Raw genomic sequence first — 25,394 nt, 5'->3', positions numbered from 1 at the left:
TGAGGCCCCCGCGGGCGGTGCTCGCGGGGGCCTTGCGCTGCTTGCGATCAGGGAGTGGCGTGTTCGGTCGGGGAGGCGTCCTCTGCGGTCGGCTCCTCGCCGGGGGTGGGGGTCTCCCCACCAGGGGTGGGCGTCCCCTCCCCCGGGGTGGGATCCTCTTCGGACGGTGACTCGTGCTCTTCCGTGGGCGTCTCCTCGCCGCTGGTGGGCTCCTCGCCGGGCCAGGTCTCCTCGCCTTCGGTGGGCTCCTCGACCTCCTCGGTCGGCTCCTCGCCGCAGGGCTCCTCGGTGGGCCGGTCGGAGGACGCCTCGGTGGGTTCCTCGCTGCCGTACTCCTCCGTAGGCTCCTCGCTGCCGTACTCCTCGGCGGTCTCGGTGCCGTAGTCGGACTGGTCCTCGGTCGCGGGGGTGTCGTCGGTGGGCTCCTCCGTGCCGCCGGTGGGCTCCTCGCCGGGCCAGGACTCCTCTTCGCCGGGGCCGTCGGTGGGCCAGTCGCAGCCGGGCGTCTCGGTGACCTCGGAGGTCGGGCCGGAGCCGGCGGGGCCGGGGCCGCCCTGGTCGGTCGCGGCGGCCTGCTGGAGTGCCCAGCCGCCGGGGACGGCGAGGACCGCGGCGGCGACACCGGCGGCCGCGACGCGGACGGTGCGGTGGCGGCGCATGCGGCGGCGCAGCTGCCCGGTGGTGGGCGGGCTGGTCTCGGCGGCGGTGGCCGCCGCGTACTGGTCGAACATGGCGCTCAAGGGGTCGCGCTGGGGGGTGTTCATCGTTGCTCCTCGAAGTCGGCGATGCGCAGGCGCTCGGCGAGCGCCGCTTTCCCTCGTGTCAGCCAGGAGCGGACGGTCGCTTCGGCGACGCCCTCCTGTTCGGCGATCTCCGCCGAGGTCATCCCGGCCATGTAGCGGAGGATGACGGCCTTGCGGTGGCGCTCGTTGAGCTCGGACAGGGCCTGCTCGAGGTCGAGCCGCTCGGGTCCGGGGCCGTCGGCGGTCGCGGGCCGCTGCCGGCGCAGGAAGCGGCGGACGACGGCGGCGCGGCGCAGCCGCGAGGTCGCCAGATTCCAGGCGACCCGGCGCACCCACGTGGCGGGGTTGTCGTAGGCGCTGATCGCGCCCCAGCGGGCGAGCGCCCGGCAGAAGGCCTCCGCGACCAGGTCCTCGGCCTCGGCGAGGTCGCCGACATAGGCGCGGATCTGGGCGGTGATCGGGCCGACGTTCGCGGCGTAGAAGCCGTTGAAGTCCGCGCGGTCCGCGGACACGGCACCGCTTGCAACGGTAGGGGACACAGTGGACTGTTGCACCACGGGGCTCGCAGTCATCCGGTTCCTCGATTCCAGGGAAATGACGTGCAGTCGGGTTTGATCGCACTCTCCACACGAAGGACCGGGCCCCAGTGACGCAGCCGGTTGCAGGTTTTTTCGGGTGAAACAGGGCTTACTTGCCGTAGCGGCGATCGCGGATGGCGAACGACCGCACCGCGCGCAGGAAGTCGACCCGGCGGAAGTCGGGCCAGTTCGAGTCGCAGAAGTAGAACTCCGAGTACGCCGACTGCCACAGCAGGAACCCGGAGATGCGCTGCTCGCCGCTGGTGCGGATCACCAGGTCGGGGTCGGGCTGGCCGGTCATGTACAGGTGGCGGGCGATCGAGTCGGCGTCGAGGGACTCGGCGACCTCTTCGAGGCTGGCACCGGTGGCGGCCTGCTCGAGGATGAACGAGCGCACGGCGTCGGCGATCTCGCGCTGGCCGCCGTAGCAGACGGCGAGGTTGACCTGCATGCCGCGTTTGTCGGCGGTGCGCTGCTGGGCGCTCTTGAGGGCGGTCTGGTGGGCTTCGGGGAGGAGGTCGAGGGCGCCGACCATGCGCAGCTGCCAGGGCTGGTCGTCATCGGCGAGCTCACCGGCGAGCTCGTCGATGATGTCGAGGAGGGGGTCGAGCTGCTCCTTGGGGCGGGAGAGGTTCTCGGTGGAGAGGAGCCAGATGGTGACGTGCTCGACGCCGAGCTCGTCGCACCAGCCGAGGAAGCGCTCGATGTGCTTGGCGCCGGCGCGGTGGCCGTCGTTGGGGTCGGTGAGGCCCATGTCGCGGGCCCAGCGACGGTTGCCGTCGACCATGACGCCGATGTGCCGGGGCAGCGGCTGGCCGGTCAGCTCGCGTGCGAGCCGACGCTCGTAGATCCGGTAAAGCAGGTTCGAGATCGCCACAACCGGCAATTGTAGGCTCCCGCCCGCGCGCCGCCGCCCGCGCACGGTGCCGTGTGCGCGGGCGGCGGTGGCTGTGCTCCCTGCGTGGTTACTGCAGGTCGAGGCGTTGCTTGAGGGCGTCGAGTTCGCTCCACAGGACGGTCGGGAGCCGGTCGCCGAAGCGCGCGAACCAGCTTTCGACCAGCGGGATCTCGGCGGCCCACTCGTCCCTGTCGACCGCGAGGGCGGCTTCGAGGTCGGCCTTCGTCAGGTCGAGCCCGTCGATGTCGATGGCATCGGGGGTCGGGCAGTACCCGATCGGGGTCTCGACGGCGGTGCCGCGGCCCTCGAGGCGCTCGACGACCCATTTGAGGACGCGGGCGTTCTCGCCGAAGCCGGGCCACAGGAAGCGGCCGTCCTCGGCGCGGCGGAACCAGTTGACGTAGAAGACCTCGGGCATGAGGTCCTCGCTGGCGGCGGACTTGCCCATCTCGATCCAGTGGCCGAAGTAGTCGGCGGCGTTGTAGCCGATGAACGGCAGCATCGCCATCGGGTCGCGGCGCACGACGCCGACCTGGCCGACGGCGGCGGCCGTGGTCTCCGAGGAGAGGGTCGCCCCCATGTACACGCCGTGGACCCAGTCGCGGGCCTGGGTGACGAGCGGGATGGTGCTGGCCCGGCGGCCGCCGAAGAGGATCGCGTCGATGGGGACGCCGCGCGGGTCGTCGTACTGCTCGGCGAGGACCGGGCACTGCTTGATGGGCGTGCAGAAGCGGCTGTTGGGGTGGCTGGAGGGCTCCTCGGAGCGCGGGCTCCAGTCGCGGCCCTTCCAGTCGACCAGGTGCTCGGGGGCCTCCCCCATGCCCTCCCACCACACGTCGCCTTCGTCGGTGAGCGCGACGTTGGTGAAGAGCGTGTGGCCCTTCGCGATGGTGCGCATGGCGTTCGGGTTGGTCCTGTGGTCGGTGCCGGGGGCGACGCCGAAGAAGCCGTACTCGGGGTTGGAGGCCCACAGGCGGCCGTCCTCGCCGAAGCGGAGCCAGGCGATGTCGTCGCCGAGGGTCTCGACCTTCCAGCCGGGGATGGTCGGCTCGAGCATGGCGAGGTTGGTCTTGCCGCACGCGGAGGGGAACGCGCCGGTCACGTGGTAGACCTTCCCCTCGGGGGAGGTCAGGCGCAGGATGAGCATGTGCTCGGCGAGCCAGCCCTCGTCGCGGCCCATGACGGAGCCGATGCGCAGGGCGTAGCACTTCTTGCCGAGCAGCGAGTTGCCGCCGTAGCCGGAGCCGTAGGACCAGATCTCGCGGTCCTCGGGGAAGTGGGAGATGTACTTGGTCTCGTTGCAGGGCCACGGAACGTCGCTCTGGCCGGGTGCGAGGGGCGCGCCGACGGAGTGGAGGCACTTGACGAAGTCGGCGTCCCTGCCCATGGCCTCGAGCACGTGCAGGCCCATGCGGGTCATGATGTGCATCGAGGCGGCGACGTAGGCGGAGTCGGTGAGCTCCACGCCGAACATCGGCTTCTCGGCGTCGAGCGAGCCCATGCAGAAGGGGACGACGTACATGGTGCGCCCGCGCATGGAGCCGCGGTAGAGGCCGGTCATGGTCTCGCGCATGTAGTCGGGCGCGGTCCAGTTGTTGGTGGGCCCGGCGTCCTCGGGGTCGGTCGAGCAGATGAAGGTGCGCTCCTCGACGCGGGCGACGTCGCCGGGGTCGGTGCGGGCCAGGAACGAGTCGGGCTTGGCCGGCACGGGCACGAGGGTCCCGAAGGCGACGAGCTCGGCCGTCAGGCGCTCCCATTCGGCGGGGGTGCCGTCGCACCACACGATCTGGTCGGGGTCGGTCAGCTCGGCCACTTCGCCGACCCAGGCGAGCAGCCGGTGGTGGCGGGTGGGCGGATCGGTGAGTCCGATCGAGGCTGCGCTGGTCATATCGTCACTGGCTACGGAGACTTCGATGCTCACGGCGGTGGCTCCTTCGGTGCTGTTCTCGTGCACGGCGCGCGCGGTCCGCTTGTGGCGGCTGACGCCGCCGTGCCGGTCGGAGCCCGGACGCTCCAACCGGAACCGGTCTTTCGGACGCTACGGGAAGCGGCCGTCCCGCGCAGGCAGTCGTGCTCGATCGGTCCGGGCCTGAACAGGGACGGGATGGATGAAAGTTGATCTCGTGCTCATTCGGGCTCGGAATGAGCACAACTACTTGTACTTTCCGCGTGACCGAGCAGTACTGCGCACCCTGTCATGAATTTGACTGTTCCTCACAACTAATGCGATCGGTTTCGATCATGGAACGAGCGCGTTAGCGCGCTGTCGCGATCGTGTTTCGCGCACAGGTCCGCCGGCTTTTGGCCCGAATCGCCGCACGCCGGGCCGTCTTGGGGTGAAGATGCAGGTCTGCACAGCCGCATCCGAAACGTGGAGGGGGCCATGGCGCACCGAGAACCGGAACCGCAGCCGAACCGCGCCAGAGGCGCGACGGTCGGCTTCGTGATCGCGATCGTCCTCGTCCTGGCGATCGTTCTGGTCTACCTGCTCTTGCGGTGAGCGCACGAGAAAGGCGGGTGCGCGATCGCGCACCCGCCTCGTCTTGCTGCCCGAATCAGACCGAGGGACCCCGGCGGCGCAGCTCGTCGACGCTCACCATGGCCTCGCGCAGCTCCTTGAGCCAGTCCTCCGCGTGCTGCTCGACCAGGCGCACGCACCACGCGAGCGCGTCGGAGCGCGACGCTGCCACGCCCGAGCCCACGAGCGTGTCGAGCACCAGCCGCTCGGGCTGGCGCAGCCGCGTCGTCACCGGCAGGGACTGGTGGGTGAAGACCATCGTGGTGGAGCCGCAGCGCGCCCCCCACGAGGACTGGCGGTGGTACCGGTACTGGAGCTGCTGCGCGATCTGCACGCGCATGTCGCGCGTCGCCTCGCGGAAGCGCGAGATGCGGCCCTCCTCGGTCGCGGCCCGGTCGGACTCGGTCGCGTCGGCGGGGTGGTCGGGGGTCGGCAGCGGGCAGATGATGATCATCTCGTCGCGGTCCACGGTGACGTCGGGCATGCCGGCGATCCAGCCGTCCGGGACGATCCCGTAGATCCAGGCGGGGGCGTCGTCAGTGGACGGCAGTGGGCCGTAATGCCACGAGCCGGTGTCGTCGATGGCGGCCATTGACGGGACTCCTCACGTTTCGTTGACGCATCAGGTGTACCCCATGGCGTCAACCGTTCGTTATAGCCCCCTCATGAACAGGCCCGCCAGCGCGCACACCGCGACGATCGCCGCGCCGACGCACACGAGGGTCTGGCCCGGGCGCGGCCGCACCAGGTACTGCCAGGACAGCCACGCCCCCAGCGCGATCGGGCCGGTCCCGATGCCGAAGAACAACGTCAGCGCGGCGAGGGCCTCGGCGAACGGGAGGCTCCCGGACCGCAGGATCGCCAGCGCCGCCCAGACGGCGAGAGCGCCGGTGCCGAGCCCGATGGCGGCCGCGGTGATCTCGGTGTGGCGGGGCGCCTCGATCGGGAGTTCACCCTGTCGGGCGAGGGAGAGCAGGCGTTCGGAGCGTTCGAGCCGGGCGCGCACGCGCTCGGCGTCGGGATCCGGGTCCGGTGCTCCCGCAGAGGGAGTGGGGCCGGTGCGGCGGTGGCCGACGAAGTCGCCGAGGGCGCGCCACAGGACGCCGACGGCCTTGTCGGTCTCGGCCACGAGCGCGGCGGCGTTCGCCGCGGCGCTGTTCGCGTCCTCGCGGGCGGTGCGGGCGGCTTCGACGGCGGCCGCGAGCCCGTCGGCCTCGGCGCGGTAGGTCGCGACGGCGGCGCTGATCTCGGCGTCGGCGTCGGCGCGCTCCTTGAGGTAGGCGGCGACGGCGGCGGCGTAGTCGGTGTCGGTCACGTGTGGCACCTCTTTCTGCGGGCGGTCGGGCTACGGCAGGTCGAGGATCGCCTCGGGCCGCGGCAGCAGCGCGGTCGTCTGGTAGGGGATGACGACCTGCGGGGCGCGGTGGCGGGCTCGGTCGAAGTAGAGGCCGCGCCGCTCGCGCGGGTACCAGGCCGGGCCGCCGCTCGCGGGCGAGAGCGGCGCGAGCTCGGGGCCCTGGACGTCGAGGGCGAGCCAGGCGTCGACGGCGTCGAAGCGGGCGGAGAACCCGCCGAGGTCTTCGCGCAGGCGCGGCACCGACCGCCACCAGCCGAGCGTGTGCAGGTGGCGTTCGGGGCCGTCGATGAGCATGGCGCGCAAGGCGGCCGTGCCGGCGGTGTCGAGGCGCGCGGACCCGGCGTCGACGGCGTAGACGAGGTTGAGGCGCAGGGCGCCGTCGCAGCGGCGGTCCCATGCCTTGCAGACCTCGTCGAGACCGTCGTGCCAGTCGACTTCGGCGCCTTCGGTTTCGAGGGCGGCGGCGAGCGCGAGCGCGGACGGCGCGGCGTCCGGTTCGAGGCAGCACAGGTCGACGCCGATGCGCTGGCCCCGCCGTTTCGCGCCCTGCGCGGCGGTGAGCGCGGCGGCGGCGAGGATGTCGGCGGCTTCGGTCGCCCTGGTGCCGAGGATGGCGAGGTTGCGGCCGGGCGCGCGGTGGAGCGCGAGTTCGGCGCCGCGGGCGGCGACGTCGATGGTCTGGCCGAGGAGCGCGGTCTCGGGCGGCGGCGAGGTCGCGGTGAGCGCGGGGACGTGGTCGCCGTCGAAGAGCGCGGGCGGTTCGTTGCCGTTGGGGCGGGCCTCCCAGAGGCGCTTCTGGAGCGGTTCCCAGGCGTCGGCGTGCCCGGCGTTGGGGACGGCGACGACCTTGTTGGCGTTGGTGTGGCCGGACTCGTCGTTGACGACGGCGTGGAAGCGGGCGACGGTGTCGGCGGCGTGGTTGTTCTCGGCGAGGACCCTGCGGGCCTTGGGGAGGGCGATGCGCAGGGTGAACTGGGCGACGAGGCTGGGGCGGCCCCAGAGGGCCTCGATGCCGGCGATGTCCTGCGAGGCGAGCACGAGGTGGATGCCTTGGCTGCGGCCGCGGCGGGCGAGGTCGTCGAGGAGCTGCACGGCTTCGTCGGTGACGGCGTCGCGGGCTTCGAGGAGCACCTGGAACTCGTCCACGATGGCGACGATGCGGGGCCAGTGGCCTTCGGGGTCGGCGGCGCGGAGCTCTTCGAGCTTGGTGGCCTCGTGGGCTTTGGCGGCCTCGGCGCGGCGGCGCAGCTCCTCTTTGAGGTGGCGCAGGAGGGCGAGGCCGAACTCGCGGTCGTCGTTGATGTTGACGCCGACGAGGCGCACATGCGGGAGCCAGGTGGGGTCGCGGCGGCCGGAGGCGAAGCGCGCGAACGAGACCCCCTCCTTGAAGTCGAGGAGGTAGAGCGCCAGTTCGTCGGGGCTGTAGTTGGAGGCGAGGCCCGCGATCCACGCGTACAGGAGGTTCGTCTTGCCCGACCCTGAAGGGCCGCCGACGAGCGCGTGGGGCGGGTTGTCGCCGAGCGCGAGGCGGGCCACGTCGCCGGCGGCGGTCTCGCCGATGGCCGCGAAGAGGCCGGTGGCGGAGGAGGCGGCCCAGAGCCGCTGCGGGAGGAGGTCGACGAGGCGGGCGGGTTCCCTTCCGGCGCTGTGCTTCTCGGCGACGGCTTTGGCGGCGCCGGTGACGGTGCTCAGGGGCGGCGGCGGGTCGAGTTCGAGGGCGGCGCCGGGGAGTCCGGTGTAGGCGGTCCTGGTGAGGCGGGGCAGGTCGGCGGGTCCGGCGGTGTCGTCGCCGACGACGACGAGGTGTACGCCGGCGGCGACGCCGGTGCGGCGCAGCCGCGCGAGCTGGGCCTGGTCGTGGGCGGGCCAGGCGGCGAGGTCGGCGTTGAGGAGCACGAGCACCCGCCACGGCTCGGGCCGCCGCCCGGTGGCGGCGGCGAGCTCGGCGAGCGAGGCGTGCTCGCCCGCGAGCACGTCGGCGTTGACGCGCCGCACGGTCTCGACGAGCGAGTCCAGGGTCTCGCGCAGGCCCGAGGGGCCGATGAACGAGAGCAGCCCGGCCTTGCCGAGCGCGGCGAACGCCGAGAGCGATCCGCCGAGATGCTCGGGGTCGTACACATGCAGCCGCACCAGCCCGGCCGGCGCGGACCCGACGGCCCGCAGCAGCAGTCCGGGAAGTGCCTGGGCCGCATCGGTGTCGATGCGCAGGTGCGCTCGATCGAGCAACGGCACAAGTGCGGGCAGTGAGACTGTGGTCACCGAGGGTGCTGAATTGTCGTACCCCCCTGCCACACTTGCGTTGCCGGCGGATGCACCCGCTGCACCGGAACGGATCCGAAACATCGCGGAGGCACCGGGGGCATCGCCACTCTCGACCGGAGCGCGCCCGGTCGAGAGTGCGGCCGGCAAGGCGGTGGCGGTGGCGGGTGGGTGGGGAGGGGGGAGGGAGGGCCCCGAAAGCCCCGGTTCGAGCGGCGATGCGCTGTCGACCTCCGGCCCGAAGGCCGATGCGCTGCCGGCTTGCGGCTCGAATGTCGATGCGCTGTCGGCGATGCGCCCGATGCGCAGCATCGGCGCGGCCCCGCGACCGAGCCCCGATTCGGGCCGCCATACCGTCCACAGTGATCCGGCGGCGGCGGGCGCCGCCTGTGCGGCCGCTGCCATGGCCGCTTCATGGCTGCCTTGCACCGCCGCGGCTTTGCGGGCTTCGAGTGTGGCGAGCATGCGCTCGTGGATGCCTTTGAGCTGCGCCTGCTTGCGGGTCGCGTCGGCGATCGCGCGCTCGGACCCGGACCGCTCGGTCTCGGCGTCGGCCGCGGTGCGCTCGGCGAGGAAGCGGGCCTCACCGCGGGCGCGCCCGAGCTCGTCGCCCATCGCCGCCACCAGTCGTCGCCGCCAGCTGCTCATGGTCAGGCCCTCCGCTCGCTCTTGCTCAACCGGTGCAGGGCCGCGACCAGCGCCGGGCCCATCGCCGCGGTCCGGGCCGCGTCGCCGTCGTCGTCAGTGCCCTTGCGCCCCAAGGTGCAGGCCGAGGCGAGCGCGGCGCCGATGTGGTCGGGCTCGGCCTTCGGCACGAGCGAGCGGACCTTGTCGGCGCATTTGTCGCGCAGGCCGGGCACGTCGCGGGCGGTGGGGGTCCGCCCCAAGTGCTCGGCCGCGAGGGTGCGCACGAGCGGCCAGGCGAGGCCGGGGAGTTTGACCCCGGTCTGGGGCCCGGCGTCGCGAAGGCGCTTGCAGTAGGCCTCGGCGTTGCCGTCGCCCGCGGCTTTGAGCAGGTCGTTGAAGAGCCGCGTGGGCGGCACCTGCTGCGGGTCGGCCGCGCCGGTGCGGTCGCAGAGCTCGTTGACGCGGTCGGTCCACCACTGGCGCGGGTCGACCGGCGGGGGCTTGACGGCCGCTCCCTTGGGGATGGCTGCTGCGGGGGCCGCGGCGGCGCTGGCGCCGATGCCTTCGAGGTAGTCGTCGATCGCGGCGGCGGCCTCGGCGAGGCGGACGCGGGCCGCGTCGAGGCGTTCGCGGGCGGCACCGAGCTTGTGGAGGCCGATCTCGGCGTTCGATTCGCGCGAGGCCTCCTTCAGTTCCGCCTGGGCGGCTTCGAGGCACTGGTCGGCGGTGTCGAGGGCGGGCAGCGGGAGGTCGGCGGCCAGGGCCTTGAGGCGCCCGGCGAGGGCGGCGACGTCCACAGGGGTCTCCGTTCTAGAGGGTCGCGGCGTAGGCCTCGGCCTGCTCGGCGGCGGCGAACGTGGCGGCCAGCGACTGCTCGAGCTCGGCGGCCGCCTGCGCGAGCGCGGCCTGGGCGGTGGCGACCGAGTCGTGGCCGGAGCCGGCGGTGACGGCGGTCAGGCTCCCTTGGGCGGCTTCGATGTTCTGGCTGGCGGAGGCGATGGCGGCCTGGCCGTCGCGCACCTGCTGGAGCGCAGCGGCGATGGCGGACTTGAGTTCGGCGACGCTCACGGTGGACACAGGCTCATTCTCACCGATCGAACGCGTACATGCAGTGATCGGGCGATAACCCGGCGTGTCTGCTTTGTCGGATTTCCGACGCTGCCGTGACTACGAGTGTTGCTTTCGATGCATTTAACGGTGGCGGAGTGACGTACCTCCCAACTAGAGTGTGAGTACCAACGGGGGCCCGCCCCCTACACATCGACACCCGGGAGGCGACCGTGCCAGTGCAACGCACTTACGTCCTCGACACCTCGGTTCTGCTATCAGACCCTGGTGCGTTCTCACGGTTCGACGAACACCACGTGGTCATTCCGCTCGTCGTAGTAAGCGAACTGGAGGGCAAACGCCACCACCCCGAACTGGGCTGGTTCGCCCGGGAGTGCCTCAGGCGCCTCGACGAACTCCGCATCAAGCACGGGCGCCTCGACCAGCCGATCCCCGTCGGGGACCACGGCGGCTCCATCCGCGTCGAGCTCAACCACGTCGACACCTCCGGCCTGCCGGCCGGGTTCGCCGTGGACACCAACGACTCGCGCATCATCGCCGTCACTCGGGCACTGGGGCTCGAAGGCGCCGACGCGGTGCTGGTCACCAAGGACATGCCGCTGCGGGTCAAGGCCTCCGCGGTCGGCATCCCCACCGAGGAGTACCGCCACGGCCAGGCCGCCGACCCCACCTGGTCCGGCATGGCCGAGCTCGCGGTGTCCGACGAGGTGATCGACAAGCTGTTCGACGGCGGCGACGTGGACCTGCCGCACGACGTGGAGCTGCCGTGCCACACCGGGCTCGTCCTCACCGGCAACAGCTCCAAGGCGCTCGGCCGGGTCACCGTGGACAAGCAGATCCGCCTCATCCGGGGCCGCGACGCCTTCGGCGTCCACGGCCGCTCCGCCGAGCAGCGGGTCGCGCTCGACCTCCTGCTCGACCCCGACATCGGCATCGTCTCCCTCGGCGGCAAGGCCGGCACCGGCAAGTCGGCGATGGCGCTGTGCGCCGGGCTCGAGCAGGTGCTCGAACGGGAGCTGTTCAAGAAGGTCATCGTGTTCCGCCCGCTGTACGCGGTCGGCGGCCAGCAGCTCGGCTACCTGCCCGGCTCCGAGGGCGAGAAGATGAGCCCGTGGGGCCAGGCCGTGTTCGACACGCTCGGGGCCGTCACGAACGACGTGGTGATCTCGGAGGTGCTGGAACGCGGGATGCTCGAGGTCCTGCCGCTCACGCACATCCGCGGCCGCTCCCTGCACGACGCGTTCGTCATCGTCGACGAAGCGCAGTCGCTCGAGCGCGGAGTGCTCCTGACCGTGCTCTCGCGCATCGGCCAGGGTTCCAAAGTGGTGCTCACCCACGACGTCGCGCAACGCGACAACCTGCGAGTGGGCCGCCACGACGGCGTCGCCTCGGTGATCGACGTGCTCAAGGGCCACCCACTCTTCGCTCACGTGACGCTTACGCGCAGTGAGCGTTCGGAGATCGCGGAAATGGTCACCAACCTGCTCGAAGGCTAGGGATCCAGCTCTGGCATGCTGTGTCCCGGGCGTCTGTGGACAGACGCCCGGGACACAGGAGTAGAGCGCATGATCCCACTGCTGACCCGCTACGGCGCGAAAGTCGCCGCCGTGCTCGTCCTCGCACTCGGGGCCGTCATCGTCGTGAACGCCGTGAACGACAAGCCCTCGGAAGAGGACGCCCAGCACCCCAGCCAGGCCGCCGCCGAGCAGCAGGCCGAGGCCGAGGAAGCGTATGAAGAGGTCCGCTACCTCCACGTCAACTACATCGCCGAGACCGCCGGCGCGGACGTGACCGTCAAGGCCGAAGCCGTCGGCGACTACGCGATGGACAAGGCCGCCGGCCTGGACTCCGCGCAGGAGGACGCCGACCAGGCCGCCGCCGAGGCCGAAGCGGCCGCCGCGGCGAACACCAACCCGACCTCGGTGGACATCCCGTCCAGCTGCGACGAGTACTCCGGCAACAAGGCCACCGGCTGCGCCATGGCGCTCGAACGGGGCTTCGACCTCGAGCAGGTCGGCTGCCTCGTGGCCCTGTGGGACCGCGAGTCCGGCTGGAACCACTTGGCGGAGAACTCGATCGGCGCCTACGGCATCCCGCAGGCCCTGCCCGGACCGAAGATGGAGTCCGCCGGCTCCGACTGGGAGACCAACCCCGTCACCCAGATCAAGTGGGGCCTGGGCTATATCGAGGGCCGCTACGGCACGCCTTGCGAAGCCTGGAACCATTCCGAGGAAGTCGGCTGGTATTAGGACTCCGACCGCCGCCCGGTCCCCCGGGCGGCGGTCGTTTCCATTGGAGCCACCCCATGATCCCGAAGCTGACCCGCTACGGGACCCGCATCGCCGCCCTCGTGGTGCTCGCGATCGGCGCCCTCATCGCCGTCAACGCCCTCACCGACGACCCCGCCCTGATCGACGCGGAGCACCCCGGCCGGGCCGCCGCCGAGCAGCAGGCCGACGCCGAGGCGGCGTATGAGGAAGCGCGCGGCCACCACCGCGACTACATCGCCGCGACCGCCGGCGCCGACGTCACCGTCAAGGCCGAAGCCGTCGGCGAATACGCCGCGGACAAGGCGAACGGCCTGAACGACGCCCAGGAGGACGCCGACCAGGCCGCCGAGGAAGCCGCCGCGAACAACAACCCGACCTCAGTCGAGATCCCGTCCAGCTGCGACGAGTTCACCGGGAACAAGGCCACCGGCTGCGCGCTCACTCTGGAGGCCGGGTTCGACCTCGAGCAGTTCGCGTGTCTGGAACTGCTGTGGGACAAGGAGTCCGGCTGGAACGAACTGGCCGAGAACCCGATCGGCGCCTACGGCATCCCGCAGTCCTACCCCGGCAGCAAGATGGCGTCCTTCGGCGACGACTGGCAGACCAACCCGGTCACGCAGATCCTCTGGGGCCTCGACTACATCGAGGGCCGGTACGACGTCCCCTGCGACGCCTGGGCCAAATCCGAGGCCGAGGGCTTCTACTGATCCCTTGAGCCACGCGCCCACGAACGCCAGCGCCACGAGTTCCATGCCGACGGTGGTGCGCTGGAGCAGGCCCGCGCCGAACGCGCCGGGCTCCCTCGGCACGCCGAACCATTCGGCGACGTACGGGGCGGAGCAGGCGACGAGGGCGACCACGGCGATCCAGCTGGCGGCGAGGACGCCCTTGCGGGTCTTGTCGGGGCAGTCGGCCCCGCGCGCCCAGCGGGCGAAGCAGAGGCCCATGACGGCCATGGTGCTGAAGGCGCAGAACGCCGCGTAGCGGTGGATCGCCGAGATCAGGGAGACCTCGGGGAGGCCGGGCGGGTCGGTGGGGAAGAGGGCGACGAGGCCGAGGAAGCCTGCCCAGACCAGGAGCATGGGGCTGAGCCAGCGGGGGGCGGCGACGCGGCGGGCGACGGCGGCGAAGGCGCAGGCGCCGAGCCCGAAGAGGACGAGCGCGACGGGCAGGAGCCAGCCGAGCGGGGTGTAGAGGTGGAGGCTGATGACGACCTCGACGGGGTTGAGGCCGGAGGTCGCGTGGAGGACGACCATCGCGGCGAACCCGGCGGCGAGCGCGGTGAACCCGGCCGTCGTCAGTCCCTTGAGGGTGGTCGCAGTGGTGGCACTGTCGCCAAGGGGCGCATGAATGATCATGCTTAAAGCCTCGCGAAATCGGGCCGCGGATTCAGTGACGCGGGCACCCGAATCGCTCCCCCCGCCAGCACCCGGCCGGTGGTACGGCCTGCACTACCGCGGTGGTCCGGTGGAGCGGTTCGCCGCTCCCGCTCGCGTGGGGCCGGGGTGTGCGAGGCTTGGGGGGTGAACGAGTTGGCGGGAGCCCTGTCCCCGTATCTGCGTCAGCATGCCGAGAACCCGGTGGCGTGGCGCCAGTGGAGTGCGGCGGCGCTGGCGGAGGCCGCGGAGCGCGATGTGCCGGTCCTGATCTCGATCGGGTACTCGACGTGCCACTGGTGCCATGTGATGGCGCACGAGTCATTCGAGGACAAGACGGTGGCGGACGCGATCAACTCGCGGTTCGTGGCGGTGAAGGTCGACCGCGAGGAGCGGCCGGACCTGGACGCGGTGTACATGCAGGCGACGATGGCGATCACGGGTCAGGGCGGGTGGCCGATGACGGTGTTCGCGTTCCCCGACGGGACGCCGTTCTTCGCGGGCACGTACTTCCCGAAGGCGCATTTCCTGCGGCTGCTGGACGCGGTGCACTCGGCGTGGACCACGCAGCGGGAGGAGCTGGCGCATCAGGGCGCGGCGGTCGTGGAGGCGAGTGCGCGGAGCGGTCCGGCGTTCGCTGATGTGACGGTGGCGTGCCCGCTGGACGGGCCGTGCCCGCCGGCGCCGCCGGTGCGCACGGAGCTGCTGGACGCGGCCGCGGCGGCGACGATGGCCTCGGCCGACCGGGTGAACGGCGGGTTCGGGGCGGCGCCGAAGTTCCCGAGCGTGCCGGCGCTGCGGTTCCTGTGCGACGCGTACGTGCGCACGGGGGACGCGGAGCTGCTGGGGCATGTGAAGCTGACGGCGGAGCGGATGGCGCGCGGCGGCATCTACGACCAGTTGGAGGGCGGGTTCGCGCGGTACAGCGTGGACGCGTCGTGGACGGTGCCGCATTTCGAGAAGATGCTGTACGACAACGCGGAGCTGCTGTGGCTGTATTCGCGGCTGTACGGCGAGGGGGCGCTGTTCGCGCGGATCGCGGACGAGACGGCGGCGTTCGTGCTGGAGCGGTTCTCGACGGCGGAGGGCGGGTTCGCGGCGGCGTTCGACGCGGACACCGAGGGCGTCGAGGGCTTGACGTACGTGTGGACGATGGCCGAGCTGGAGGCGGTGCTCGGGCCGGATGCGGTGTGGGCCGCGGCGGTGTTCGGGGTCGATCCGGCCGGCCCGAACTTCGAGCACGGCGCGAACGTGCTGGAGCTGCCGCGCGATCCGGAGGACAGCGCCCGCTGGGAGGCGGTGCGGCACCGGCTGCTGGCGGCGCGGCGGCTGCGGGCGCAGCCGGGCCGGGACGACAAGGTGGTGGCGGCTTGGAACGGGCTGGCGATCGCGGCGCTCGCCGAGTATGCGACGCGCACGGGCCACCGGGATTCGCTGCTGGCGGCGGAGCGGGCCGCGGAGCTGCTGGCGCGGGTGCACATCGGCGCGGACGGGCGCCTGGCGCGGGCGTCGCTGGGCGGGGTGGCGTCGGCGGCGCCGGGGATTCTGGAGGACTACGCGGCGGTGGCGCTGGGGTTCCTGCGGCTCGGCGGGGACTGGACGGCGCGCGCGCAGGGGCTCATCGAGCAGATCCGGGAGCATTTCACGGACTTCGAGGGCGGGTTCTTCGACACGGCCGCTGACGCGGAGGCGCTGGTGACGCGCCCCGCTGACGTGCACGACGGGCCGACGGCGTCGGGGTGGGCGCTGGCGGCGGCCGCGATGCTGGAGGCGTTCCAGGTGACGGGCGACGAGACGTACAAGGACGACGCGTGGCGGGCGGTGGCGCGGGCCGAGCCGGTGATGGGCGCGAATCCGCGGTTCACGGCGGGGCTGCACGCGGCGGCGGAGGCGCTGGTGCGGGCGCAGCGCTGACCGGCTGCAAGAAATTACGTCTCGCGCGGGCGCGAATCACACGCCGCTTCGTCGTATTTCTGCTTGCCGCCCGGCAAGGGCCGTGCTTACGTTGGTGAGTTGTGAAGCCCAACCCACTGCACCCCCCTGCCTTGTCCCCCGCGGACATCCCGGCCGACCCGTGGCGGTACCTGTGGTACGTCGCCCGCGCCCAGACCGGCCTGGTCGCGCTCGGGTTCGTGCTGCTCAGCGTCTCCGGTTCGGCCTGGATCCTGCTGCCGTGGACGATTTCGAAGATCATCGACGAGGTGCTGCTGGCGGGCTCGGCCGAGCCGCTGGCGCGCTGGTCGGTCGCGCTCGCGGTCGTCGCGATCGCCTCCTCGTGGGTGTTCGTGGCCGGGTACCGGTCGCTGTTCATGGCCGAGTCGCACGCGCGGGTGCGCACGGTCCGCAACCTCACCGACCACTTGAACCGGGCGGGGACGGGCGTGCGCGGCGCGGTCTCCCCCGGCGAGATGGTCAACCTCTCCACTGAGGACGCCCACAAGACGGGGTCGTTCATCTTCCAGCTCGGCTTCGGGTGGATGGGCCTGGTCATGACGGCCGTCGGCGCGGTCCTGCTGTGGCGGGCGAGCCCCGCGCTCGGGTGGACGACGCTCATCGGCGTGCTGCTCATCGGATTCGTTGTCGGGCCGGTGCTCTCGCGCCTGCAGCACCACCAGATCGCGTACCGGTCCTCGGTCGCGAAGCTCACCGGGCAGGCGAGCGACGTCGTGGGCGGGCTGCGCGTGCTGCGCGGCGTCGGCGGCGAAGCCCAGTTCTCGCACCGGTACCGGTCGGCTTCGGCGGAGCTGCGCGAGGCCGGATACGGCGTCGCGACCGCCGACTCGTGGGTGCAGGGGCTGCGGGCGAGCCTGCCGCTGGCGCTCATCGCAGCGGTGACATGGGTCGGCGCGCGCCTGGCGCTGAACGGCGCGATCACTATTGGAGAGCTGTCCGCGGCGTTCGGCATGACCGCGCTGGTCGCCCAGCACTCGGGCGCGATGATCGGCATGGCCCAGTCCGTGATCGCCGCGCAGGTGGCCTCCCGGCGGCTCACCGCGTTCTTCAACACCCGCAGCGACATCGCCGACGACGGCACCGCCACGGGCGCCGCCGGGGCGCTGCGCGACCCCGAGTCGGGGCTCGCGATCGAACCGGGACGGCTCACCGTGGTCGTCAGCGCCGAAGCGAAGCCCGCCGAGGCCGCGATGGAACGCCTGGCCCGCTACAGCGAATCCTCCGCCGAATGGGGCGGCGTGAAACTCGCCGACCTCGCGCTCGACGAGGTGCGCGAGCGCATCCTGCTCCTGCGCGACGACTACCTGTTCGCGCAGACCCTCGGCGCCACCTTGCGCGTCGACGAGGCCCGCGCGCTCGCCGCCATCGAAACCGCCGGCGCGGGCGACGTCCACTCCAGCCTCGGCTCGACCATGGACGGCGAGATCCACAACGCCGGCCGCAACCTCTCCGGCGGCCAGCGCCAGCGCCTGCGCCTCGCGCGGGCGCTCGCGGCCGACGCGGAGATCCTCCTCGCCGTCGAGCCGACCTCCGCGGTCGACGCGCACACCGAGTCGCTCATCGCCGAGCGGGTCGCGGCGGCCCGCGCGGGGCGCACGACGGCGGTCGTGACGGCCTCGCCGCTGTGGCTGGCGCGCGCCGACCAGGTGGCGTGGATGGTGGACGGCAAGGTCCGCGCCACCGGCTCGCATGCCGAGCTGTCGCTGCAAGACGAGTACCGTTCCCTCACCTCCAGGCAGGAGTCCCGATGAGCGCCAATGAGACGAGCGGCCGCCTGCCGGTGGCGGGCCGGGCCGAGATGATCGAGGCGATCAAGCGGCTGGTCCTGTCGGACAAGCGCGCGTTCGCGGGCGTCGTCGCGCTGTACGTGCTCGCGGCGGGCGCGAGCGCCGCGCTGCCGGTGATGCTCGGCGAGGTCATCGACGGGATCGGGACGGGCTGGACCGCCACCCGGGTGGACCTGGTGTGCGGCGTGATCGCCGCGTGCGTGGTGCTGCAGCTGGTGCTGATGCGCACCGGCCGCCGCATGGGGTACCGGTTGGGCGAGCGGGCGGCGGCGCGGCTGCGCGAGTCGTTCATCGACCGGGTGCTGCGGCTGCCGCTGGGCACGGTCGAGCGCGCCGGCACCGGCGACCTCGCCACCCGCACGTCGGGCGATGTGGGTGCGGTGGCGGAGCTGCTGCGCAAGACCGCGCCCGAGGTCGCGGTCGCGATCATCGAGGGCACGGTCATCATCGTGGCGGCGTTCGTGGTGAACCCGCTGCTGGGCCTGCTGTTCGTGGTCGGCATGCCGATGCTGTTCTTCGCGGGTCGCCGGTACCTGCGGCTGGCGAGCCCGGTGTTCCTGAGCGAGCGGGCCGCGATGAGCGAGATCGCCGAGACGGCGACGGCGTCCGCCGCCGGGGCCGCAACGGTGGCGGCGTACCGGATGCAGGAGGAGCGCGGCGCGGCCGGGTACGCGCGGGCGGCGACGCACATGGACCGGCTCAAGGGGATCGTGCGGCTGCAGACCTGGTTCTTCCCGGCGACGGACCTGACGTTCCTGACCCCGGCCGTGGTGGTCACGATCGTGGGCGCGTTCTGGTACCTGAACGACTGGGTGACCGTGGGCGAGGTGGTCGCGGTGGCGATGCTGACGCTGCGCCTCGACGGGCCGGTGTTCCGGTCCATGATGTCGCTCAGCGAGTTCCAGATGGGCGGGGCCGCGATGGCCCGCGTGGAGGGCGTGCACCTCATGCCCGACGAGGTCCGCGAGGCCGCGCCGGAGGGCGCGGAGGTGCGGCTCGACGAGGTGACGTTCGGGTACGGCGACGGCCCGGACGTGCTGCACGGCCTGAGCCTGCACCCGCGGCGCGGCGAACGCCTCGTCGTGGTCGGGCCTTCGGGGGCGGGCAAGTCGACGATCGCGCGGCTCGTCGCGGGGATCGACCGGCCGCGCACCGGGTCGGTGACCCTCGGCGGCGCGCCCGTCGCGGACATCCCGCTGGAGCAGTTGCGCCGCAAGGTGATCCTGGTGACCCAGGAGCATTACGTCTTCACCGCGACGCTGCGCGAGAACCTGAACCTCGCCGCGCCCGAAGCGGACGACGAGGCGCTGCTGTCGGCGCTCGCCACGGTCGACGCCCGCTGGACGGCCGACCTTCCGGAGGGGCTGGACACGATGCTCGGCGACGAGCACCACCGGCTCAACCTCGCCGAGGCGCAGCAGCTCGCGCTGGCGCGCGTGATCCTCGCCGACCCCGACGTGGTGATCCTGGACGAGGCGACGGCGGGCATCGACCCGGGCAGCGCGGGGAACGTGGAGGCGTCGCTCGCGGCGGCCCTGAACGGCCGCACGGTGATCGCGATCGCGCACCAGCTGCAGGCGGCCGAGTCGGCCGACCGGATCGCGGTGGTGCGCGACGGCCGCATCGCCGAGGAGGGCAGCCACGCGGCGCTCCTCGAAGCGGGCGGCGCGTACGCGAGCCTGTGGGGCGCGTGGAAGGGCGTCGCGGTCTGAGGCGGGCCGGCCCGGGGCGCCCGCTCCGGGCCGTGCCGCCACGGAAGACTGACATGCGCACCATTCGGTTGCAAAATACCAGAAATTCGCATTTCGGATACTAGGGTGATCTCCCGTACCTGCGGCGGCCCCGATGCCGCCGCGCATCTCGGACGGGAGCCTTCATGCCGCGCAACGCCACGCCCCAGGTCTACAAGCACCGCCTCGCGGGCTACACGTACTGGTCGCGGCGCACCTACTCCGACTCGCCGCGCCTCGCGCCCGTCGTGCTCATCGGCGGTGCGCTGCACCGCAAGGAGGACTGGGGCCGGGTCGAGCAGGGCCTGCTCGAGCACGCCGACGTGATCTGCCCGGACCTGCCCGGCTGGGGCGGCGCCGACCTCCTGCCGCCCTATCTCGGCCCGGACATTCCGGCCGAGGCGATGGTGCGCCTCCTCGACGACCTGCGCATCGAGCGCGTGAACCTGTTCGCGGGCTCCTACGGCTCCTCGGTGGGGTACCGGCTCGCGCAGACCCACCCCGAGCGGATCGGCCGCATGGTCTTGGCCGGGACCATGGGCGGCATCCCGTTCGAGTCGCGGCCGATGATGCGCGCCGCTGTGGCCCTCGCGGAACGAGGTCCGCGCGAGCAGTTCGGCCCGGCCGCCGTCGACGCCCTCATGAGCCCGCACCCGGACATCGCCGCGAAGTCCGTGGTCCGCCGCATCCTCGCGATGCGCTTCGGCGCCGCCGACGACGCCGACCTCGCGAAGTTCATCGCCAACACCAACCGCCTGCTCTCGCGCGACCTCATCGACCCGTCGGTCCCGCCCGCCGTGCCGACGCTGTTCACCACCGGCGAGCACGACACGCTCACCCCGCCCGAGCTGTGCCGCGAGCTCGCGTTCACCTGCCCCGAGAGCTGGTACGTGGAACTCGCCCGCGCCGACCACCTCATCCACCTCGAACGCCCGGCCCAGCTCGTGGACCTCATGGTCCGCTTCTTCGACCGCGAGCCGCTGGGCGACCTCCCGTACGCCACGGTCGTCGAGGACCTGCGCCGCGTCCCCGCCACGGTTTGACAGTCCAGGTCGGCAGCGCCTCCGATGTCGCACCCCGGCGCTACCGTGGAACCGTGGCAGCGGGTTACGAAGAGCGCGCACCGCAGGGGGCGCTGCGTTCGTGGTCGCCCTGCGTGTGGGTCCGGCGCGCCCCCGGCGCGGCCGAACTCGCGCGGGTCGTGCCCGACGGCTGCACCGACCTGCTGTGGCGGCGCGGCCGACTCGAGGTCGCCGGCCCCGACACCGGCCACCGCGACGTCCCGCTCGACCCCGGCGAACTGATCGTCGGCGTCCGCCTCCGCCCCGGCGCCGCCCGCCCCCTCCTCGGCGACCTGCCCGCCACGGAGGTCGCCGACGCCCAACCCGGGCTGCGCGACCTGTGGGGCGAAGCGGCCCTGCCACTCTCGGCGTCGATCGCCGCCGAACGCGACCCGTGGCGCATCGGCGCGGCCCTCACCGCGGCGCTCGGCGACCGGTGCCGCGCCAACGCACCCGACGAGGTCGCCGTCGCCGTCGCCGACGCCCTCGACCGGCCCCGCCCGCCCGCGATCGGCAGCCTCGCCTGGGAACTCGGCTACTCCGAACGCCACCTGCGCCGCCGCGTCCGGGCGGCGACCGGGTACGGTCCCAAGACCCTCGAGCAGATCCTCCGCTTCCGCCGCGCCCTCGCCGCCGCCGACGAGGCCCCTGGCTGGGGCCGCATCGCGGCTGAGCAGGGCTACGCCGACCAGGCGCACCTGAGCCGCCAGGTGCGGCGCTGGTCGGGCGCGACCCCGCGCTCGCTCAGGCCTGATCCCAGGCCGCGAGCGTCCGCAGCGCCGCGAGCGTGAACCCGGGCCGGGCCTGCTGCTCGATCGCCGGGCTCCACCGCCGGTAGTAGATCGGCCAGCCGCCGTCCTCCCGCTGCTCCCCCGCGAGACGGTCGAGCGACGCGGTCAGCTCCTCTGCGGAGAACCATTGGGCCGCAAGGCTCTGCGGGTCGGAGGCGAATTCGCACGGGTGCGTGTACTCCTCCTCGGCGTACCCGGGCGGCGTCGGGATGCCTTCAGGGTTCGCCGGGTCGAGCAGCACGAGCCCGCCGTCGCGCACGAGCGCCCCGATCCGCTTCGCCTCTCCCTCGGCCCAGGCCCGGTCGGGGGCGTGGTCGAGGAAGCGGACGACGCTGAAGACCTCGTACGGATGCGAGGCTTCGAGCTCGCTGATCCGGTTGCGGCAGAACGCGGTCGCGCCCTCCACCCACGGATGGTCGATACCGTGCTCGAGCAGCAGCCCGGTGCTGCGGGCCGTGGTGAGCAGCCCGCCCCGGTCCTGCGGCGGCGCCTCGACCCACGGCGGACGCGGGTACGCGGTGACGCTCGGCAGCAGGTCCGGCACGCCTCCGTCGGGCGCGGTATGGCGCTGCAGCCAGTCGCAGATCGGCCCGCCCGTCTCCTGGTCGAGAGCGTCGGCGTCGTCGAGCACTTCGAGTGCCGTCATCGCCGCGAGCGGCTGCGGCGCAGGCCCTTTCACGTCGGGCTCGAGCGCGAACGCGAACCCGCCGTCAGCCGTGCGGTGCGCCGCGAGCGCGGCCACGATCGCGCCCCGGCTGCCGCTGCCGAGCCGGCGTTCCAGCCGACGCTGGTCGAGCACGCTCCCGGTCAGCCAGATGAACTCCGCCGCCCGTTCGGTCATGTTCTCGGTGATTCGTCCCATGCCCCCACGCTAAGCCCGCGGCGGCCTCCGGGTCTTGAACAGAACGGACCTCCCGGCGACCGTTCCCGGGCAAACAGAAAGGCCGCAGGTGAAGCCTGCGGCCTTCTGATCTGTGGAGCTTGCAACGGCCTACTTGAACCCATCACCCCAGCTCAACACCCACGCAAACCAGCTCCCCGACCTATTTACCCACCCGGTCACGAATCCTGACCCCCGCCCAGCACCCGACCAGCACAAACCCCGGTCATCAAACGGCAAACCTTGGGCCCTCGACCGCCGCCTCACCAGCGCGGACCGCGTCGCCGTCGTGAACGAGTACCAGGCAGGAGAACTCCAGAAGACACTCGCAAACCGCTATGGCGTCAGCGTCTCGAGCATCAAACGCCTCGTGAGAGAAGCAAGTACGAACTCCGCTGGTCCCATGGTTCGCTAGCTCTCGGAACCGCATACCGGCGAAAGCAACAGGGCTGAGAGGGTGTCTCAGCCCTGGTTGCTTTCGCCGGTTCAGGTATGGAGCAGCAGGCCAGCTATCATATTCACTCCCACGGCCCTCATCACGCCAGTACTGAAGCCCACCGACAACCAGCCCGGCCACAGCGAGCCGCACCTGCATATGGCGGATACCACTCGATGGTCCTGGAGATGCCGAACCACCCAACCGTCCAAGGCCGGCAAGGCCTCGGTTGATATGGCCCCGAATACCATCCAGCGCGCGAAGTTCGGCTCCGCATCGACGCGTCCTGTCCCGCAACCAACCCACTGATACCGTAGTGAGCAGTTCTCGCCAGGTGAAGGGGTACATGCTATGACTGGGGTCGAGTTGATCCTCACCGCTCTAGCGGCAGGCGCCGCCACAGGAGCTGGTTTGGGGGCCAAGGAAACGGTGTCCATGATGATCACTGATACCTATCGCGGCCTGAAGACTTTGCTCAGGGCGAAACTCGGCACTCGCTCTGATGCAGTCGCCGTAGTCGACGCTGACCACACCGAGCCTGCCACACTACGCGCCGCACTCGTCCCCGCTCTGATTGATTCGGGTGCCGAGGCTGATCAGGAAATCCTCGACAAGGCCAGAGAGTTGCTGGCGCAGCTGGAGGAGCCAGCTGGGAAGTATATGGTGGACAATCGCGGCGCAAAGGGTGTAGTAATCGGCGACCACACCAGCCAGACCAACCATTTCCACTGACCGCCTCGCCCCGGAGTCATCTTTGTCAGCTTCTGACGCCTTCGAACCCCTTCACAGTTCTGACATGGCCGTGCTTGGCCACTTCGACAATCGCTCCGCACAGGGGCTGATGCATGGTGACCACGGTCGGCAATACAACTTGTTCGAGCAGCGTGTCCCACAACGGCGACCTAAGGCAACGTTTCCGCATATGGTCGGAATAGTGCCAACTATGGTTACCGCGCGACTCGACCGGGCCATCGATCACGAGCTGGCTGCAATGCTGCCAAAGCCCGGCGCCAGACGCTCGCAGCCACGGTATGTTCTCTCCGGCATGGGCGGGGTGGGCAAGACTCAGATGGCGGTGGCGCTCGCGAACCGTCTTTGGCGATCGCGCAAGGTCGATCTGCTGGTTTGGGTGACAGCCGATACCCGCGAGTCGATTCTCAGCGCATTTGCTCAGGCTCATGCCGATGTCACAGGCATGGAAGCCCGTGATCCCGAGCAGGGCGCTCGTCAGTTCCTCGCCTGGCTAGCCAAGCCTTCGACAAAACTGCGATGGCTGATCGTATTCGACGATCTTGCTAAAGCCAGCGACCTGCAAGGTCTATGGCCGCCCGAGTCCAAACGCGGTGCCACCGTAGTCACGACCCGACGCCGCGACCTCCAGGTCTCGGTCAACCAGCATCTCATCATTGATAGCTTCAGCGCCGATGAGGCAGATGCCTTTCTCGCTCAGCGGCTTGACGGGGTACCAGAGCGGCTAATCGGAGCAGGCGCGCTCGCGGAGGACTTGGGGTACCTGCCGCTCGCACTTGCCCAAGCCGCGGCTTACATCGAAAGTCATCACGCGGGTATCCTTCGCAGTCACGGCGACGGTAGCAGCGGCTACCACCTTATGTCCTGCGAGGACTATCGCCTTGCACTGGCCGATCGACAGAACCGGCTTGCCGACCTCCTTCCCAGTCCGGACACTTCTACCGACGACTACAACCGCAGTATTGTTACAACCTGGTCGATCTCGATTGAACTAGCGAACACCTATCAACCTATAGGTGCGGCAGCACCGCTCCTGCAGCTGGCAAGCGTGCTTGATCCCAATGCCATACCAACCGATCTCTTCACATGTCAAGCGATTCAGAGCTGGCTCGATACGCAGGCATCTGAGCCCGTAACCGCTTTCGGAATCGAATCCCTTCTAAAGCAGCTACACGGGCTCAATCTACTCGACTCCGACCGAGGCCAAGTTCGCCTCCACGCACTTGCCCAACACGCCATCCGCGACCAGCTGACCAGTGACCAGATCAACAGTGCCGCTCGAATTGCCGCCGATGCGCTCGTTGAAATATGGCCCGATACCGATTACATTACCGGTCCAATTCTGCAGGCCAACGTACTAGCGCTGTTCGATCACGCTAAATCCGCACTGATATCTGATGCTGCACATCCGGTCCTATTCAAAACCGCCCCGAGCTTCCGGAAACGTGACCCAGAAACCGCATCATTGCAGTATCAACAGTCGCTCGCCCGCGACTGTATCGACCTCCTCGGCCCTGACCATCATGACACTCTCGTTGCTCGCCGTGAGTACCTGAATGTTACTGGCATCGTTGGGGATGCACTTGCGGCTGCTCAGGGTTTCGCAGATCTGGTTGACGACTACATTAGGATTTTCGGTCCCGAGCACACCGACACTCTCGAGGCACTGCACAACTTGGGGTACTGGACGGCGAGCACCGGGGACATCTCCACTGCGATCGACATTCTTACAAGGGTCACGGACGCTCGCCAGGTCATCCTCGGCCCTGACCACCCCAGCACCCTCCATTCCCGTCGCTGTCTTGCGGACCAACGCGGAAAGACTGGGGATGTACTGGGCGCGATCGCCGAGATCGAGGATGTTCTAGCCGATCTGCAGCGTGTCCTCGGCCCCGACCACTCCAATACCCTCAGCACTCGACGCAAGCTCGCGAATCTGCGCGGGGAGGCTGGGAACATTCCAAGCGCTATCACCGAGCTCGAAGCCGTCCTGGCCGATCTGCAGCGTGTCCTCGGCCCCGACCACCCCAACGCTCTCGATACTCGCCACGACCTCGCGCACCTGCGCGGAAAGTCTGGGGATACATCCGTAGAGAAAACTGAGATCGAGGCTGTCCTAGCTGACCAGCAGCGCATCCTCGGCCCCGACCATCCCGATACCCTGAAGACCTGCCGGTGCCTCGCAGCATTGCACAGCGAGAATGGCGACGCGCCCGGCGCCATCTCCGAGATCAGGGCCATCTTGGTTGACCAGCAGCGTATTTTCGGCCGAGATCACCCGGATGCATTCCTAACCCGCCACAACCTCGCGC

General features: G+C 70.8%; 20 protein-coding genes and 1 pseudogene. 10 read left to right on the top strand and 11 right to left on the bottom strand.

Annotation, left to right across the window (positions count from 1 at the left end; genetic code table 11):
- Positions 1–47 precede the first annotated feature (47 nt).
- From AB0K52_RS06755 to AB0K52_RS06715, 9 genes are all read right to left on the bottom strand, one after another.
- The gene (locus AB0K52_RS06755) at positions 48–764 is read right to left on the bottom strand and encodes a hypothetical protein (protein WP_363527133.1); all 717 of its coding nucleotides are present in this window, start codon (positions 762–764) and stop codon (positions 48–50) included.
- Complete coding sequence (locus AB0K52_RS06750; protein WP_363527130.1) at positions 761–1,255, bottom strand: sigma-70 family RNA polymerase sigma factor; 495 nt, start codon at positions 1,253–1,255, stop codon at positions 761–763. Before AB0K52_RS06750 ends, AB0K52_RS06755 begins: the two co-directional genes overlap by 4 nt.
- Before the next feature lie 175 nt (positions 1,256–1,430).
- Entirely contained in the window at positions 1,431–2,198 is a 768-nt protein-coding gene (locus AB0K52_RS06745; protein WP_363527127.1) for an isoprenyl transferase, read from the bottom strand.
- Positions 2,199–2,286: 88 nt separating this feature from the next.
- Positions 2,287–4,107 (bottom strand): phosphoenolpyruvate carboxykinase (GTP), encoded by a 1,821-nt coding sequence (locus tag AB0K52_RS06740; protein ID WP_363527250.1) that lies wholly within the window; start codon positions 4,105–4,107, stop codon positions 2,287–2,289.
- A gap of 667 nt (positions 4,108–4,774) precedes the next feature.
- Complete coding sequence (locus AB0K52_RS06735; RefSeq protein WP_205324320.1) at positions 4,775–5,329, bottom strand: hypothetical protein; 555 nt, start codon at positions 5,327–5,329, stop codon at positions 4,775–4,777.
- 60 nt (positions 5,330–5,389) lie between these two features.
- Entirely contained in the window at positions 5,390–6,052 is a 663-nt protein-coding gene (locus tag AB0K52_RS06730) for a hypothetical protein (protein WP_363527124.1), read from the bottom strand.
- 30 nt (positions 6,053–6,082) lie between these two features.
- Positions 6,083–9,001 (bottom strand): FtsK/SpoIIIE domain-containing protein, encoded by a 2,919-nt coding sequence (locus AB0K52_RS06725; RefSeq protein WP_363527122.1) that lies wholly within the window; start codon positions 8,999–9,001, stop codon positions 6,083–6,085.
- Positions 9,002–9,003: 2 nt separating this feature from the next.
- The gene (locus AB0K52_RS06720; RefSeq protein WP_363527120.1) at positions 9,004–9,777 is read right to left on the bottom strand and encodes a hypothetical protein; all 774 of its coding nucleotides are present in this window, start codon (positions 9,775–9,777) and stop codon (positions 9,004–9,006) included.
- A 13-nt stretch (positions 9,778–9,790) separates the two neighbouring features.
- Positions 9,791–10,057 (bottom strand): hypothetical protein, encoded by a 267-nt coding sequence (locus AB0K52_RS06715; protein ID WP_208496661.1) that lies wholly within the window; start codon positions 10,055–10,057, stop codon positions 9,791–9,793.
- Positions 10,058–10,260: 203 nt separating this feature from the next.
- Between AB0K52_RS06715 and AB0K52_RS06710 the strand changes: the two genes are divergently transcribed.
- The 3 genes from AB0K52_RS06710 to AB0K52_RS06700 all read left to right on the top strand — a co-directional run bounded on the left by AB0K52_RS06710 (position 10,261) and on the right by AB0K52_RS06700 (position 13,025).
- A complete protein-coding gene (locus AB0K52_RS06710; protein ID WP_363527117.1) occupies positions 10,261–11,544 on the top strand; it encodes a PhoH family protein in 1,284 nt (427 codons plus the stop codon).
- 69 nt (positions 11,545–11,613) lie between these two features.
- Positions 11,614–12,297 carry a lytic transglycosylase domain-containing protein gene (locus AB0K52_RS06705; protein ID WP_363527114.1) on the top strand — a complete coding sequence of 228 codons (684 nt, stop codon included), beginning with the start codon at positions 11,614–11,616 and terminating at the stop codon, positions 12,295–12,297.
- Between the two features lie 56 nt (positions 12,298–12,353).
- Positions 12,354–13,025, top strand: a complete 672-nt coding sequence (locus tag AB0K52_RS06700; RefSeq protein WP_363527111.1) for a lytic transglycosylase domain-containing protein — start codon at positions 12,354–12,356, stop codon at positions 13,023–13,025.
- 75 nt (positions 13,026–13,100) lie between these two features.
- Here AB0K52_RS06700 and AB0K52_RS06695 read toward each other — a convergent pair.
- Positions 13,101–13,574 (bottom strand): annotated as a pseudogene (locus AB0K52_RS06695) (DUF998 domain-containing protein); the annotation flags it as partial.
- A 267-nt stretch (positions 13,575–13,841) separates the two neighbouring features.
- Between AB0K52_RS06695 and AB0K52_RS06690 the strand changes: the two are divergent.
- From AB0K52_RS06690 to AB0K52_RS06670, 5 genes are all read left to right on the top strand, one after another.
- Positions 13,842–15,608: a thioredoxin domain-containing protein gene (locus tag AB0K52_RS06690; protein WP_363527108.1), complete on the top strand. Its 1,767-nt coding sequence runs from the start codon at positions 13,842–13,844 to the stop codon at positions 15,606–15,608.
- A gap of 131 nt (positions 15,609–15,739) precedes the next feature.
- Positions 15,740–17,398 carry an ABC transporter ATP-binding protein gene (locus tag AB0K52_RS06685; protein WP_363527105.1) on the top strand — a complete coding sequence of 553 codons (1,659 nt, stop codon included), beginning with the start codon at positions 15,740–15,742 and terminating at the stop codon, positions 17,396–17,398.
- On the top strand, positions 17,395–19,146 hold the full coding sequence (locus AB0K52_RS06680; RefSeq protein WP_363527102.1) for an ABC transporter ATP-binding protein: 1,752 nt from the start codon (positions 17,395–17,397) through the stop codon (positions 19,144–19,146). The genes AB0K52_RS06685 and AB0K52_RS06680 overlap by 4 nt, the downstream gene beginning before the upstream one ends.
- A 164-nt stretch (positions 19,147–19,310) precedes the next feature.
- Positions 19,311–20,207, top strand: a complete 897-nt coding sequence (locus tag AB0K52_RS06675; RefSeq protein WP_363527099.1) for an alpha/beta hydrolase — start codon at positions 19,311–19,313, stop codon at positions 20,205–20,207.
- A 53-nt stretch (positions 20,208–20,260) separates the two neighbouring features.
- Positions 20,261–21,016: a helix-turn-helix transcriptional regulator gene (locus tag AB0K52_RS06670; RefSeq protein ID WP_363527096.1), complete on the top strand. Its 756-nt coding sequence runs from the start codon at positions 20,261–20,263 to the stop codon at positions 21,014–21,016.
- Here the strand turns inward: AB0K52_RS06670 and AB0K52_RS06665 are convergent.
- Complete coding sequence (locus AB0K52_RS06665) at positions 20,970–21,878, bottom strand: hypothetical protein (protein ID WP_363527093.1); 909 nt, start codon at positions 21,876–21,878, stop codon at positions 20,970–20,972. The genes AB0K52_RS06670 and AB0K52_RS06665 overlap by 47 nt on opposite strands.
- A gap of 805 nt (positions 21,879–22,683) precedes the next feature.
- On the opposite strand from AB0K52_RS06665, the gene AB0K52_RS06660 reads away from it, so the two are divergent.
- Together AB0K52_RS06660 and fxsT are read left to right on the top strand one after the other, a co-directional pair.
- The gene (locus AB0K52_RS06660) at positions 22,684–23,064 is read left to right on the top strand and encodes a hypothetical protein (protein ID WP_363527090.1); all 381 of its coding nucleotides are present in this window, start codon (positions 22,684–22,686) and stop codon (positions 23,062–23,064) included.
- Positions 23,065–23,128: 64 nt separating this feature from the next.
- The coding region (gene fxsT, locus AB0K52_RS06655) for an FxSxx-COOH system tetratricopeptide repeat protein (protein ID WP_363527087.1) at positions 23,129–25,394 on the top strand (2,266 nt) is incomplete at its 3' end.

This window comes from Glycomyces sp. NPDC049804, from assembly GCF_040674615.1.
Classification (GTDB): Bacteria; Actinomycetota; Actinomycetes; order Mycobacteriales; family Micromonosporaceae; genus Glycomyces; species Glycomyces niveus.
Note: the sequence above shows the minus strand (reverse complement) of the source record. Positions and strands in the feature narration are given on the sequence as shown.